The organism is Acinetobacter sp. I-MWF (assembly GCF_025433935.1).
In the GTDB taxonomy this organism is placed as follows: domain Bacteria; phylum Pseudomonadota; class Gammaproteobacteria; order Pseudomonadales; family Moraxellaceae; genus Acinetobacter; species Acinetobacter guillouiae.
This window is the reverse complement of record NZ_JAMBAR010000001.1, coordinates 2081105-2096281: the sequence shown is the minus strand read 5'-3', so window position 1 is coordinate 2096281 and position 15177 is coordinate 2081105. Positions and strand designations below refer to the sequence as shown.

Annotated in this window: 15 protein-coding genes; 8 read left to right on the top strand and 7 right to left on the bottom strand. The window is 37.1% G+C overall.

What is annotated here, in order from left to right:
* Nucleotides 1–47 precede the first annotated feature (47 nt).
* Nucleotides 48–1571 carry a flavin-containing monooxygenase gene (locus M2R48_RS09690; RefSeq protein ID WP_262085965.1) on the top strand — a complete coding sequence of 508 codons (1524 nt, stop codon included), beginning with the start codon at nucleotides 48–50 and terminating at the stop codon, nucleotides 1569–1571.
* An 87-nt stretch (nucleotides 1572–1658) separates the two neighbouring features.
* A complete protein-coding gene (locus M2R48_RS09685; protein WP_034610237.1) occupies nucleotides 1659–2567 on the top strand; it encodes a lysine exporter LysO family protein in 909 nt (302 codons plus the stop codon).
* A 204-nt stretch (nucleotides 2568–2771) separates the two neighbouring features.
* Here M2R48_RS09685 and pyrF read toward each other — a convergent pair whose 3' ends face one another.
* Together pyrF and M2R48_RS09675 are read right to left on the bottom strand one after the other, a co-directional pair.
* Nucleotides 2772–3467 (bottom strand): orotidine-5'-phosphate decarboxylase, encoded by a 696-nt coding sequence (gene pyrF / locus M2R48_RS09680; protein WP_004821273.1) that lies wholly within the window; start codon nucleotides 3465–3467, stop codon nucleotides 2772–2774.
* 103 nt (nucleotides 3468–3570) lie between these two features.
* A complete protein-coding gene (locus M2R48_RS09675; protein ID WP_262085961.1) occupies nucleotides 3571–4119 on the bottom strand; it encodes a helix-turn-helix domain-containing protein in 549 nt (182 codons plus the stop codon).
* 116 nt (nucleotides 4120–4235) lie between these two features.
* On the opposite strand from M2R48_RS09675, the gene M2R48_RS09670 reads away from it, so the two are divergent.
* The 6 genes from M2R48_RS09670 (at nucleotide 4236) to M2R48_RS09645 (ending at nucleotide 11242) form a co-directional block, all read left to right on the top strand.
* Nucleotides 4236–4898 (top strand): AzlC family ABC transporter permease, encoded by a 663-nt coding sequence (locus M2R48_RS09670; protein WP_262085959.1) that lies wholly within the window; start codon nucleotides 4236–4238, stop codon nucleotides 4896–4898.
* 1 nt (nucleotide 4899) lies between these two features.
* The gene (locus M2R48_RS09665; protein WP_262085957.1) at nucleotides 4900–5235 is read left to right on the top strand and encodes an AzlD domain-containing protein; all 336 of its coding nucleotides are present in this window, start codon (nucleotides 4900–4902) and stop codon (nucleotides 5233–5235) included.
* Nucleotides 5236–6301: 1066 nt separating this feature from the next.
* Nucleotides 6302–6838 carry a fimbrial protein gene (locus M2R48_RS09660; RefSeq protein ID WP_262085955.1) on the top strand — a complete coding sequence of 179 codons (537 nt, stop codon included), beginning with the start codon at nucleotides 6302–6304 and terminating at the stop codon, nucleotides 6836–6838.
* 87 nt (nucleotides 6839–6925) lie between these two features.
* The gene (locus M2R48_RS09655; protein WP_262085953.1) at nucleotides 6926–7630 is read left to right on the top strand and encodes a molecular chaperone; all 705 of its coding nucleotides are present in this window, start codon (nucleotides 6926–6928) and stop codon (nucleotides 7628–7630) included.
* Nucleotides 7631–7654: 24 nt separating this feature from the next.
* Nucleotides 7655–10159, top strand: a complete 2505-nt coding sequence (locus tag M2R48_RS09650; RefSeq protein WP_262085952.1) for a fimbria/pilus outer membrane usher protein — start codon at nucleotides 7655–7657, stop codon at nucleotides 10157–10159.
* Nucleotides 10160–10174: 15 nt separating this feature from the next.
* Nucleotides 10175–11242, top strand: coding sequence for a fimbrial protein (locus tag M2R48_RS09645; RefSeq protein ID WP_262085951.1), 1068 nt, complete (start codon nucleotides 10175–10177; stop codon nucleotides 11240–11242).
* A gap of 141 nt (nucleotides 11243–11383) precedes the next feature.
* Here M2R48_RS09645 and M2R48_RS09640 read toward each other — a convergent pair whose 3' ends face one another.
* From M2R48_RS09640 to M2R48_RS09620, 5 genes are all read right to left on the bottom strand, one after another.
* Nucleotides 11384–11749: a lipopolysaccharide assembly protein LapA domain-containing protein gene (locus tag M2R48_RS09640; RefSeq protein ID WP_004821255.1), complete on the bottom strand. Its 366-nt coding sequence runs from the start codon at nucleotides 11747–11749 to the stop codon at nucleotides 11384–11386.
* A gap of 21 nt (nucleotides 11750–11770) precedes the next feature.
* Nucleotides 11771–12073 carry an integration host factor subunit beta gene (locus M2R48_RS09635; protein ID WP_004720793.1) on the bottom strand — a complete coding sequence of 101 codons (303 nt, stop codon included), beginning with the start codon at nucleotides 12071–12073 and terminating at the stop codon, nucleotides 11771–11773.
* A gap of 159 nt (nucleotides 12074–12232) precedes the next feature.
* Nucleotides 12233–13915, bottom strand: coding sequence for a 30S ribosomal protein S1 (rpsA, locus tag M2R48_RS09630; protein WP_004821252.1), 1683 nt, complete (start codon nucleotides 13913–13915; stop codon nucleotides 12233–12235).
* 118 nt (nucleotides 13916–14033) lie between these two features.
* Entirely contained in the window at nucleotides 14034–14723 is a 690-nt protein-coding gene (cmk, locus tag M2R48_RS09625) for a (d)CMP kinase (protein ID WP_262085950.1), read from the bottom strand.
* A gap of 11 nt (nucleotides 14724–14734) precedes the next feature.
* Nucleotides 14735–15169, bottom strand: coding sequence for an SRPBCC family protein (locus M2R48_RS09620; protein WP_262085949.1), 435 nt, complete (start codon nucleotides 15167–15169; stop codon nucleotides 14735–14737).
* Nucleotides 15170–15177 lie beyond the last annotated feature (8 nt).

The following is a 15177-nucleotide window of genomic DNA, read 5'->3' as shown; positions in this document are numbered from 1 at the left end:
CATTTCCGATATTCTATGCAAAACTGGAAAAGTCAGAGCGAACAAAAATGAGTACAGCCCCTACGACTGAAGCAAAAACCCAATCAACGCAAGTTGCAATTATTGGATCTGGATTTGGTGGTTTAGCCATGGCAATCCGCCTATTGCAAGCCAATATTCATGATTTTATCATTTTAGAAAAAGCAGATGATGTTGGTGGTACATGGCGTGAGAACCAGTACCCAGGTGCGGCATGTGATGTTCAATCACATATGTATTCGCTTTCTTTTGCACCTAAAACGGATTGGTCAAAACGTTATGCTGAAGCGCCTGAGATTTTTGACTATATTCAAGATTTAATTCAACAATTCAATTTAAAGAAATACATCCAATTTAATCAAGAGGTGGTGTCTACACGTTATGATGAGCACAATTTCAATTGGCATTTAACACTAAAAAGTGGACAAAAAATTGAGGCTCAATTTGTTATTTTTGCATCAGGGCCATTACATGTACCACAGATTCCTAAAATTAAAGGGATTGAAAAATTCAAAGGTGAAGTTTTCCATTCATCACACTGGAAGCATGACTATAATTTAAATCAAAAAAATGTAGCATCTATTGGTACTGGTGGTAGTGCAATTCAATATATTCCTGAAATTGCTGAAAAAGTTCAAAATCTTTATGTGTTTCAAAGAACCCCTGCTTGGGTGATTCCTCGTGATGAACGCGCCTATAATGCGCTTGATAAAAAACTATTTAGTCGCTTTGAATGGTTTAGAAAATTACACCGTGCTCGCTTGTATTGGTCAAATGAATCACGTGTCGTCCCCATTGTAAAACCACAAATCATGAAATATGGTCAAAAACTTGCTGAAGCTTATATAAAATTCCAAGTTAAAGACAAAGAAGTCGCCAGAAAACTGACCCCTGACTATATTATGGGTTGTAAGCGTATTCTGATTTCCAACAAATACTTTCCAACATTTAATCGTAAAAATGTCGAATTAATCACCGATGGAATTCAGGAAATTACAGAAAATAGCATCATCACCAAGGATGGCAAAGAACGTCAAATTGAGTGTTTAATTTATGGTACTGGTTTTATTACAGACCCACGCATCTATTTAAAATCATTTGATTGCTATGGTGAACACGGCGTTGAATTAAAAACCGCATGGAAAGACGGTGCAGAAAGTTTTTATGGGGTCAGCACCAAAGGCTTTCCTAACCTATTCCAATTACTTGGTCCGAATACCGTACTGGGTCATAACTCTGTAATTTTCATGATTGAATCTCAAGTGAATTATATTTTGCAATTGATTCAAATGGTTGCAAAAACACAGACGCAAGCTGTGGCGGTAAAAGCTGACGTACAAGATCAATTTAATGAAGATGTACAGAAACAGCTTGCAGGTACGGTATGGCAATCAGGCTGTGTCAGTTGGTACCAACAAGATGGCGGAAAAAACTTTGCATTATGGCCAACCTATACCTGGAAATTTTGGCTCAACACCCGCAAAGTAAACCCTGCAGATTTTCGCTTATTAGGCCGTGAGCAAAGTGCCAAGCAAAAGTCAAAAGCTGCATAAACTTGCTTGATATTCTTCTATAAATTTTCAACCGCTTTTCTGCGCTTCGACTATAATAGATAGGTATCCATTGCCTATCTATTTTTCATGCAATCACTTTGGCTTATTTTCCAACTTTTATTTTGTTTATGCTTAGGGTTTATTTTAGCCCGCAGAATTCCACAATCCATTGAAAAAATAGCTTTTAAAATACTGCCTTATTTTACCTACATTCTTTTAATTGCGATTGCAATGGAGTTTTCTCAAACAATTCATAATATTGCCAGCCCTGCACAGATTCTCACCAGTTCAATCACAATTGCATTCACCACATCAATGGGTGCATTTTTTTGTTGTTATCTGGTATTTACAGCGATTGGCTACAAACCATCACAAGGTAAAGTTTCTGCTGAATTATTGATGGGTTCATTACTCAACATCAGCTATGCATTTATTGCACTAGCTGTAGGTTATGGCTTAGCAGAGTTGGCCCACCTTTTCCATGTTCCCCTGCATGTCAGCACATGGAATTTACTTTTAGTTTACATGTTACTGATCGGCTTGGATCTGGCTTACTCGCCACTGGATCGTTCTTGGTTAAACTGGAAAATTATGCTGGTACCGATTGCCTGCGTGATTGGCTCACTATTAGGTGCTGTTGCGGCATTTTTCTTGATTCAAGACATCAGTATGAAAGATTTAATCATGCTATCGCAAGGTTACGGCTTCTATTCGATGACAGGGATTGTGGTGACTGAATTAAAGAATGCCCATCTGGGAAGTATTGCGTTAATGAACGATTTATTTAGGGAGATTTTTGCCATTTTATTTATGTATATGATTGGATGGCGTTATCCACGTTCAGCAATTTCTTCTGCTGGTGCAACCGCAATGGACGTCACCTTACCTATGGTGAAACAAGCTTGCGGCAATGATTATATTCCACATGCAATGGTCAGTGGTTTTGTTCTGTCGGTATTGGCGCCAATTGCGGTAAGTGTTCTGGCTGCACTTTAAAATTAAGTGCTGAATGTGGCATCCATCGTGCTTTATCTGACAAAATAGTAATACTGATCAATAGAATCACTGGAATAAAAAGTTTTTTAAACTTCTGAAAAAAAGATCTAGTAGCGCAGGTACACTACAGTGTATACACAGCAATTTTTATTATATAAATCAAAGAAATCACCCTCTTGATCAACTGAAAAAGAGGGTTTGTTTTTATAGAGTCGCTAAAATATCTTGCAGGGTTTTACTTGGATGTTCAGATTGAGTAATAGGACGACCAATTACTAAATGAGTAGAACCGTCAAGCATGGCCTGCTTAGGCGTTACAATACGCTTTTGATCATCTGCATTTGCACCAGCTGGACGAATCCCTGGTGTTACCAAAGCAAATTCAGCACCCAAATCCTGACGTAACATTTTGGCTTCCTGAGCCGAGCATACCACGCCATCCAAACCACTCTGTTGCGTCAATTTAGCCAGACGTTTCACTTGTTCAAATGGCTCTATGTCTAAACCAATATCACGCAAGTCTTCACGTTCCATTGAAGTAAGTACAGTAACCGCAATCAATTGAGTTTTATAGTTACCTGCTTTTAAGCGTTCTACGCAAGTTTCCATCATTCTACGCCCACCTGAAGCATGGACATTGACCATCCATACGCCCAAATCAGCCGCAGCACAAACTGCCTGCGCAGTTGTGTTCGGAATATCATGAAATTTTAAATCCAGGAATACTTCAAAGCCCTTATCATGTAGTGCTTTCACAACCAGAGGGCCTTCATGGGTAAATAATTCTTTACCGACTTTTAAACGACATAGTGATGGGTCAAGCTGATCAGCAATTGCTAGGGCGTCATATTGGCTTTTTGCATCTAAGGCAACAATAATACTCACGAATCTCAGTTCCATCACATAAATTTGCGCTCATTATAAAGTGATTCACGCCATGTACAAAGCCAGAAAATCGACTTCAGCACAAAACAATCAACTATTCTTAGATCTTGCTCATGATTTATCTCTGCTCTGAGATCAAAATTGCACGTGTGTCTTGCTCCAGTGCTTCAAAAATATGCGCTTGATCTGCTGGATAGGAAATATAGTCTCCTGCTTGAAGTAACTCAGCACTGTCTAATAAACCGACTTTGGCAGAGCCCTGCATAATAATAATATGCTCCACACTGCCAATAGGATGCGGTTTACTGCAACGCGGCTCACCCGGTTGAGTTGTAAGCATATACATGTCTCGTCGTGCATTGGGTGGGCATGTCGCCAACAAAACAGCCTGATAATTTGATATTTCAGAAACAACTGAAGCACCTTCGCCATAACGAATTACTTGTGTGGCTTGAGCTTGTGCTTCCATAAGTTTGGCAAAAGGAATATTTAAAGCCACACAAAGTGCCCATAAAGTTTCTAGACTCGGATTACCCTGCCCAGATTCAAGTTGCGAGAGTGTGGATTTCGCAATGCCTGCACGTCGAGCAACTTCTCCCAAAGATAATGCAGCACTTTTTCTTTCTTTTTGCAGATTATTTGCAATGATTTCAATTGGTATAGACATTATCCTTCCAAAAAATACGATCGTTCGATTTGACGAACAATGACAATCAAACTATTATAACAAATGATCGTTCATTTTATCGAACGATCTTATCACCCCAAGCAAGGCTCATCAAAATGAAGTATAAAGAAATAAAAAATTTACCCAAGCCCCTGATAAAATCAATCGTGATTCTCTGCATCGCAACCGCATTGATCGGGATTTCATTAGGTACGCTTGCAGTCAATTATCAACTGCCGATCTGGATACCTTTACTACTTTCAATCTGTGTCTTGGCTGGTGCTGCCGAGTTTACTTTCATAGGCATGATTGCTACTGGAAGCAGTCCGATTACAGCTGCGATTGTCGGATTGCTGATTAATTTACGACATCTGCCTTTTGGTTTAGCAATTACCCATTTTATAGAAAAAAATAAATTAAAATATTTTGCTACACATATTATGAATGATGAAAGTGTTTTATTTGGTTTAAGCCAATCATCAAATGAGCTAAAACTGAGTGCTTATTGGCTGTGCGGCATCGGAATTTTATTTGCTTGGCCGATAGGCGTTTTAAGCGGTTATGTATTGGGAAGTCATTTAGCTTATGCAAAATTACTGGGTATCGATACGATTTTTCCTGTCGTATTGTTTGCACTTACCTTTAAAGCATTAAAAAGAAAATCTGCTCGAAAATCGGCAATGACTGGTGCAATCATCAGCCTCGCTACTTTTCCATTTCTCCCCTTAGGGATTCCAATACTCATGTCATTATTTGGCTTGCTTGTAGGAAGGAAATAATATGCATCAGCAATTTATCATTTTGATCGGGATCATGCTGCTGGCGATGGGTACTTATCTGATCCGATATGCAGGGCTTTCACTCAGCCAATATTTTACGATCACTCAACAACGTGAGCAACTTTTTAATGATGCCGCAACAACTTTACTGTTTTCTATTGCGATTCTCAGCACTTTTTTTGAAGGTGCGGATTGGGCAGACTTAGGCAAAATCATGGGGGTATTGGTAGGATTATTTCTGATTTGGAAAAACCACTCTCTTATCACGACGATCGTAATAGCAATGCTGATCACCACAATATTCCGCTTTGCTGAATTTTTCTGGTTAGCCCAATAGAATTGTTAAAGCTTAAAAAAAGCGTTTTACAACAATCAAAGCGCTTTTTTAACAGCATAATGCAAGTGACTACGCATGCTTAATTATTGATTGAATATACTGTTTTAATCTCTATGCTTATTTTTTATGGATACTTAATCAATCTGGAAGTGGTTAAAATTCATTTTATATTTGATCATTGTGAAGCACTTCACTCACTCCAACAAATAAAACATTTCACAGAACATAACCTTTTATTTATCATTCTTTATTCTTACAGCAAACAAATTCTTTTTCATGTATTCAAAAAACCTATAAAACTTAAAACAATATTAAATTAAATTTATATTTTTCTCCTTCATTGCATCCATGTTTATACTAGAGTTTTATCTTTAATAAATCTATCCACTCTATTTCTAAATATATTCTTTATAACTAAACACACATTACATCATAACTAAACAATAAGTCTCTTTGATAAATCAAAAAAGTAATCATATTAAGTGAAGCATAGTCACATTAAAAACACCTTCTGCTTTTAAAAGTAATCTAGGATGAACGCGATTTTATGTTGATTTAAGAATTTAAAAATAATTTACAAAGAAGTTAAATAAATACTAAAAAATCATTTAAATTAAAGTTAATAATTTTTTTTAATTAAAATGCAGCGTTTTAAAATAAAATCCAACATTTAATTAATCATGATAATAAATTATTTTAGAAAATCTTAAAAACTTATTCTCGCTTAATATAAGCAGATCAAAATAATTTGCTATAATATGACGCTATTCACAAAAAGTGACATTTTTTGTCACTTTTTAGTAAACAGAAACAAATTCTTGTTAAAATAAATAAACATATTAATTATAAATATCCTATTGTATTTAAATAATAAAAAATAAATCCAAAACAAATAACGTTATATTGTATTTGTAACACAAAAATAATGTGATATTTGTCTCTTTTTTTCATTGTTTTTATTTAGGAAAAATTTATAGTAGCCCTTATTGTTTAGCTCCTAAACACTTCCCCTTTATTAGGAAAGTACCAGTAAAGGGCAAATCAACGCAGTATTGAGAGAAATTCTATGAAAAATATTCAATTGGGTTTAGCGATCATTGGCTTAGGTTTAGCATCTTCAACAGTTTTTGCGGCTGCTGATGGTACAGTAACAGTTACAGGAAAAATCGTTGATCAAACCTGTACAGTTGGTGGTACTGCTGGTAACTACACTGTTGTTTTACCGACTGTAGGTAAATCAACTTTAGCGACAGCGGCGACAACAAATGGCGACACTAAATTTACGATTAATTTAACAGCATGCCCTGTAGGTAATGTGGGTGTTTATTATGACAACACCAATGCAAATATTAATACTTCAGGTCGTTTAAACAATACCGTAACCACTGGCGGTGCAACAAACGTAAATATTCAATTATTAAACTCTGCAAAAGCAGTGATTGACCTAACTAAAGATCGTACAGGTCAAAACATTGTGACTTCAAATGTTGCAACTGCAAACGGTTCTGCAAATCTTGATTTTTATGCGCGTTACTATGCAACAGGTGCAACAACTGCTGGTGATGTAAGCACGACTGCAACTTACTATGTTGTATATCAATAAATAAAAATTTGGGTCTGTAAGTTTTTTAAACAGGTCTGGTTAATTTTTACATCTTAACCAGACTTGCATCTCCCCAAGGGTCTTTCAATGAAAAAACCATTTTTTATTTCTAGCTTGTTAATGCTCAGTACTTTGATCACATCCGCGCATGCTGGTATTGTGATTACAGGTACCCGTGTAATTTACCCAAGTGATAAAGAATTTGTATCTGTGCAATTAACCAATGTAGGTGATCAAATTGCATTAGTACAATCATGGGTGGACAGTAAAGACATTATTGCAGATCCAACCACAACCCAAGCCCCGTTTATTGTTACCCCTCCGATAACTACGATTGAAGCTGCGAAAGGACAATCTTTACGTGTCATTTTCAATCAAAAACAAAAGCTTGCTACTGATCGAGAAACATTATTTTGGCTTAACGTGCTTGATATCCCTGCCAAGCCAACAGCTGAAGCAAATTATTTACAATTTGCGATACGTAATCGCTTAAAACTGTTTTACCGACCAACTAGCATCAAAATGGAACAGCAACAAGCGTTTCAAAAAGTTGAAGTACAGCGTGTAAACAACCAACTACAAATCAACAATCCAACACCTTATTACTTAAATTTTGGTAAATCGAATCTGGTTTTAAAAAATGGTACGCCAAGCGAAATTAAAAATCTAAGCTTCATAGAACCATTTTCAAAACAACAAATTGAGGTCGAAAATTTATCAGACGCTAAGTCCGTACAGCTTTATTTAATCAATGACTACGGCAGTTTATCGACAATAGAGAAACAGTTTTAATCTAAATTATTGGGAGAATTGTGCTTGAAACATTTCACACTTAGGTATAGTGTTTTGGCGCTAAGTCTATATCTATGCAATCAAAATGTTATAGCGCAAGCACCACAATTCGATAATAGTTTTTTATACGGCCAAAACTCTAAAACAATTGATCTTGAAAAGTTTGTTTCAAGCGATAAAGTCGCGCCAAATGATTACATCCTCGATATTTACCTAAATGATCGTTATATCACCCGCTCTATTGTGCATATTTCAGATGATCCTGAATCACCTGAAAAGCAACGTTATTGTATTCCACGCAGTACTGTTAAGCAGCTTGATTTCAATCATAAACTTATCGATTTAGATAAAGTCACTGGTGACTGTATAGATACACGCTTAATGAATCATGTCGTGTTCTGGAAGCTAAATATAGCGGAACAACGAGTGGATGTTTCAAGCCCTCAATCGATGTTAAATGAACGACCATTTGGCTATATAGATCCATCACTTTGGGAAACTGGTGGAAATAGTGCTTTTCTCAAATATTACTACAATTACTATAATTCAGATTATGGTCAGGACAACAAACAAGATTCTAGCTTTCTGAATATTAATTCTGGTATCAATATTGATGATTGGCAATTCCGTCATTCTGGTAGTACTAGTATGGGAGACAGCAATCATTCAGGCCAATATACCAGCTATGAAAACAAGCTTATGCGAGTACTGCCTAGTTTAAAAACTCAGCTTACTCTTGGTGATTTCTATACCAATACCAAAACCATCAATAGTAATTCGAGTATCGCCATTCGTGGGGTACAACTTGCCAGCGATGACAGAATGCTTCCGGTTTCATTGCAAAGTTACGCACCCACAATTTCAGGTTATGCAAAAAGTAATGCTTTAATACGCGTTCGCCAAAATCAACAAATTATTATGGAACGCACTGTTCCTGCCGGCGCATTTAATATTACAGATCTCCAAACACCTGGGACGGGTGGTACATTAAATGTAGATATTATTGAAGCAAATGGTGAAATCCGCAGTTTTGATTTACCTTATAATAATTTTATTCAATCTATCCGCGCAAAGCAGTATCGTTATCAAATTGCAGTAGGTACTTTTCGTCAAAATAGCAAATCCTATGATGAGAAGTTAATCAATGCATCTTTTGATTATGGATTAAATGATTTTATCTCAGTGAGCAGTTCAGCACTGGTCAGTGATCATTACCAATCCTATATTCTAGGAACCGCGTTAAATACCAAACTCGGTGGTATCGCTTTAGAAAGTAATTTTGTTAAAGCAGATATTAACCAATCTAACCAAAATTTAGACAGTTCTTTGCTTACGCTGCGCTATAACCTTGCTCTAAACGGTGCAAAAACAAATATCAGTTTAAACAGTACTGTTTATGGAAATGATCAATATTATTCCTTCGATGAAGCCATGCAGAATCGTTATATTCAAAACAACAGTTCTGCATTGGTACTTAATGGTCGGCCCAAGTCATCAAACTATATTCAACTGAGCCAGAACCTAGGTCATCAGTTTGGTGCTGTTTCAGCCAGTTTTTCACAGTATGAATTCTGGCATCAAATCAATACACAAAAATTTTATCAAATTAGCTATAGCAATAGTTATAAAGGCATCAGTTACTATGTCGGTATGCAACATACTCAAAATGATCAATACAAATTAGATAAAGACACTCAATACTTTGTCAATGTGAATATTCCTCTATCGTTTAAAAAGAAAAATAGTAATTTACGCCTAAGTAGTGAAGTCTATCCTGATAATAATGCACTCAATACCAACCAAGTCGGCATATTTGGAAATTTAGGTGAAAATCAGCAGTTCGGCTATAACTTCAATTATTCAAATAGTAAAGATAAAGATCTCTTCAGCAGTTCTTTGAGTTATCGAACCAATCCGGTTTATTTAGCATCGACTTATGCAACCGACTTTGACCAACAACGTCAATACTCTTTACAAGCACAAGGTGCAATTGTTGCACATCAACACGGCATTACCTTAGCCAATGATTTAAATGATACTTTTGCAATCATTCATGCCAAAGGTTTAGAGGGAACCAGCCTCTCCAATGGAAATAATATTAAAATTGATCGCTGGGGCAATGCGATTATTCCCTATCTAAATCCTTACCAATACAATAGTATCAACTTAAACCCAAATACAATTCCATTAAATACCGATGTTGATGCAACCCAATTGCAAGTTGTACCTAAATCGAACGCAAGTATTTTAGTGGATTTTAAAGCGTTAAAAACTACAAAAGCCTTAATTGAACTTAAACACGCAAATGAGGTGCTCATTCCAATGGGTGCTCAAGTGAAAGATGCTTTGGGTAATGCAGTGACTACAGTAGGACAAGGTCAGCAAATTTTTATGCAAAATATAAATCCTGGACGCTATAGCGTCTCTTGGAGTAATACTGATTCTTGTCAATTCAATATTTCAAAAGAAATATTGGAACAAAGTAAAACTCAAATCCCTTTTGCAAGCTTTAGCCTAAATTGCAAATAAGCACGGAGTAATTTTATGCTGAAATATAAATTGTTATTTATGTTATCTACACTCCCTGCAAGTTTTGCAGTATTTGCAGATTGCAGTGTAGGCAGCAATTTCACCAGCGGCTATAGCATGCCAACGATGAATGCCAGCACCATGAATATCAATAAATATGAAGGGACATCAGTACAGTCCAATGTATATTCCCGCGAAGTTGCTTCAGCAAATTTTGATATTTTCCGTGTTTACACTGGATGTACTGTTGGCACAAATAGAACCATTTTTGGGAATATTTTTGCTGCCAATGTGACTCCTTATGATGCCAATATTTCGCGTTTAAATGCTTACCCAGCTTTAGGGATTAAAGTTGAAATGGGCGATGCACCGGCGAGTGGTACATTAAAAACACTAAATACCACTGAATTAGCAATTTATAGTTATAGTGGTGATACCCATGGTGTAAAAATGAGGGTGACATTATATGTTTTACCTAGAACATCAACAATGACCTCATACCCCACAACGATCAATGTTTCTAATCTACGAATAGCAACCATCAGTTTAAGACGTGTTAGTGATAATGGTCTTATCCCTGCAAATACACAAATTCCCGTATATTTAAATGCAACAGTCAATATCTCTGAATCCACATGCTCACTGAGTCAAAGTAGCTACACCATTGCACTGCCTGATGTTAGTGTACGAAACTTGGGTTTAGTCGGAAATGAGACCGCATTAAGCTCAAGCAATACAGCAACCCTCAGTATAAATTGTGCAAATTTAAATGATGGCGCAGGTCGTGAAATAAAGGCTTATACCACGGACGCCTTAAATCAATCCAATGCAACAAATATATTAGAGAATCAAGTCGGTGCAGGTTATGCGACTGGTGTAGGTATTCGTTTACGTGATAAAAATAATGCGATAATTAGTCTAGATCCAAACCAATCAAAGAGCACTAACAAATGGACCTTTGGTAATTTAAGTACTGCTCAACTGATTCAACATGTGATTAAAGCCAATTACGTGAGAACCGCAAATACGGTGACACCTGGTCTGGTCAGATCTCAAGCTTATTTAAATATCGTATATGATTAAAAAATAGCGAACTTATATTCTTTTTTTGTTTGATGATATTGAACAAAGTTTTTGATGTTGAATAATCGACACAGTCAAAAAAATCAGTACCAACAAAAAAGCGCTTTACACTGATGGTAAAGCGCTTTTTTATCATAATGATTAAAGCGTATTGATATTCTTATTTTCTGGTTGAATATCTAATACTGTCTTTTCATGACGAGCACTTGCGGCAGCTTCAGCAGCGGCCAATTGTGCTGTCTGTATTTGTTCTTTTCGGAGATGATCAATATCTTTACGAAGACGCTTAACTTCCCATGCATTTTGGAATACACGGAACACCTGTACACCAAGCAACAATCCAAGAACAATCCCAAGCACTAAAGTTAATAGTAGCAATAACCCTAAACGCATTGCTGGTACTTGAGTAAACAATAAATCTACAGGTAGTTCAGCTGGATTCTGCAAGACTAATGCTAAAGCATAACCAAAGACTACCAGTAGTAATGCAACTAAGAAATAGCGCATACTCACCTCATTCGAATTTTATTAATTAGCAGATTCGTTTACTGCATCACGGAGTGCTTTACCAGGTTTAAAGTGAGGTACAGCTTTTGCTGCAACTTCTACTGATTTACCTGTTTTAGGATTACGACCCACACGTGGCTCACGGTGATGTAAAGCAAAACTACCAAACCCACGAATTTCAATACGGTCATCTGAAGATAATGATGCAATCATTTGATCGATCATAATCTTAACTGCTTCTTCGACTAATGGCTCTGCTAAATGCGGATTTTTAAGAGCAATTCTTTCTATTAAGTCAGACTTATTAAGTGCTTCAGTTGTCATTTAAGACCTCATTAATTTTAATGCTAATTGATATACACCAGATAATATCCTTTTTAAATACAAAAAGGTAGCGCAGTAATCATATACTACGCTACCTTTTACACTATTTGAATAAAAAATATTAATTAATTACATTAAATAATACTTCTTAACAATCACTTAGTGGTTCATCTGTGCTTTGATCAAATCACCAATTGTCTTAGGACCATTGTCTTGACCAGTAGGCGCAGTTGTAGTTTTCAAGTTTGCTACAGCTTCTTTCTCTTCAGCTTCGTCTTTCGCTTTAATCGACAAGTTGATAGAACGTGATTTACGATCTACATTGATGATTTTAGCTTCAACTTCTTGACCAACTTCTAAGAATTTAGTTGCATCTTCAACGCGATCGCGGTTGATTTCAGATGCTTTCAAAGAAGCTTCAACTTCGTCAGCTAACTTAATTGTCGCGCCTTTAGCGTCAACAGCAGTTACTGTACCTTTAACCAACGCACCGCGTTCGTTAGCAGCTAAGAAGTCATTGAACGGATCGCTGTTCATTTGCTTGATACCAAGACTGATACGGTTGCCTTCAGCATCTACAGACAAGATAACTGCTTCAACTGTATCACCTTTCTTGTAACGACGAATAGCGTCTTCGCCTTGTTCGTTCCAAGAAATATCAGACAAGTGAACTAGACCATCGATACCGCCAGGTAAACCGATGAAGATACCGAAGTCAGTGATAGACTTGATCGTACCAGAAACTTTTTCACCTTTGTCGTGTGACTTAGAGAACTCTTCCCATGGGTTCGCACGAGTTTGCTTGATACCCAATGAAATACGACGACGTTCTTCATCAACTTCAAGAACCATAACATCAACTTCATCACCGATCTGAACCACTTTAGATGGGTGGATGTTTTTGTTAGTGTGATCCATTTCTGAAACGTGTACTAAGCCTTCAACGCCTTCAGCGATTTCAGCGAAACAACCGTAGTCAGTTAAGTTTGTAACACGTGCTTTAACGATAGAACCTTTAGGATAACGGTTCATGATCGCTAACCATGGATCTTCGCCTAATTGCTTAAGACCTAAAGATACACGATTACGTTCTTTGTCAAACTTAAGTACTTTAACAGTAACTTCTTGACCCACTTCAACAACTTCTGAAGGGTGTTTGATGCGTTTCCAAGCCATATCTGTGATATGTAGAAGACCATCAATACCGCCAAGGTCAACGAATGCACCGTAATCAGTAAGATTTTTGATCGTACCAGTAACTGTTTGGCCTTCTTCCAATTGAGAAAGAAGCGCTTCACGGTCAGCTGAAGATTCAGCTTCCATTACAGCACGACGAGATACAACAACGTTGTTACGTTTAGCATCAAGTTTGATTACTTTGAATTCTAACTCTTTGCCTTCAAGGTGAGTTGTATCACGAATAGGGCGAGTATCTACCAATGAACCTGGTAAGAATGCACGAACTGGACCGATGTCAACAGTGAAACCGCCTTTAACCTTACCAGAAATAACACCAGTAACGATTTCGCCGTCTTCAAAGATTTTTTCAAGTTTAGTCCAAGTTTCAGCACGTTTCGCTTTTTCACGTGATAAAACTGTTTGACCCATACCGTTGTCAAGCGCTTCAACAACAACATCAACTTCATCGCCAACTTGAACTTCAAGTTCGCGTTGTTCGTTTAAGAATTCTGAACGTGCAACAACACCTTCAGATTTAAGGCCAGTGTCAACAGTAACCCAGTCAGAGTCGATGCTAACAACGATACCTTTAATAACGGCACCTTTGTCGATATTGAGAGTTGATTCGCTTTCTTCAAAGAGGGCTGCAAAAGATTCGGTCATGATATACCTAGTAAAGTCAACGGTCTTGGATCAGACAAGGCCGGTTTAGTTAAGCCATCCACATAGTCCGTATAAACTGATCAAGCTATGCTTTGGCTAATATTTGGTTAAATATTCTTTATTTAGCTAAATGTAACTCGACATAATCAGTCATCAGTTTAAACACTTCATCGATGTTCATTTCTGAGCTATCAATGACATAAGCGTCTTCTGCTGGCTTGAGTGGAGCGACTGTGCGTTCCATATCTCTTTTATCTCGAGCTTGTATATTTGCTAAAATGTCGCTTATTTTAACATCCAGCCCCATTCCCTGCAACTGTTTTACACGACGCTCTGCACGGGACTCAGCTGAGGCAGTGAGATAAATCTTCGCTTGTGCTTGTGGAAAAATAGAAGTACCCATATCACGCCCATCGGCAACCAAGCCAGGCAACTGGGCAAAAGCATGTTGTCGATCTACCAATGCCGCTCTAAGCGCAGGAATTGCTGCGACTTTTGAAGCAAATTCACCAACGCGTTCAGTACGAATCGTTTGTGAGACATCTTCACCATCCAACAAAATCATGATTCCGTTGTCAGCACTCTTAAATACGATATCTAGATTTGTTGCAATCGTCACACTTTGTTGCAATACAGATTCAGTGTCTAATGCGTCCAACAATTCTTTTTGATGCAATGACAATCCAAGCAAACGATACAGCGCACCAGAGTCTAATAAATGGAATTGATAGTGATGCGCAAGTTTTGCTGCAAGTGTTCCTTTACCAGAACCACTTGGCCCATCGATTGTGATAATTTGAATTGTCATTGAATTTCCAATTAAGCTACAGACTTAGCAAGTTTCTTAAATCCAAGTGTAATCGCTAGTTTAAGCTGTGCAAGTATTAATTTACTCACAAATGGTGCACGTGCTTGTAATTCGATCGTATAGTCAACACGGGTTTTGTTTTTAGCAAGCGCTGTAAACTCAATAATTCCAATATGATGTTTAATCAATGGATTGTTAATTAACTTATATTCGATACGTTTATTGACATCCAGATGCGTAATTTGCTCTTGAATCGGCTTGATCGGACCGAACCCCATACGACGGATAGAACCTAATCCATCTGGGCGTTCAGGATCAGCAGCATCTTTTACCCGTACAACTTGAATCGGTGCAAAAGCCACATTATAGGTTGAATGTTTTGATAACAAGTCAAATACCTGATCGATTGGTGCATTAAACTCTTGTTTTACTTGAATAGAATTCATTGTTATAC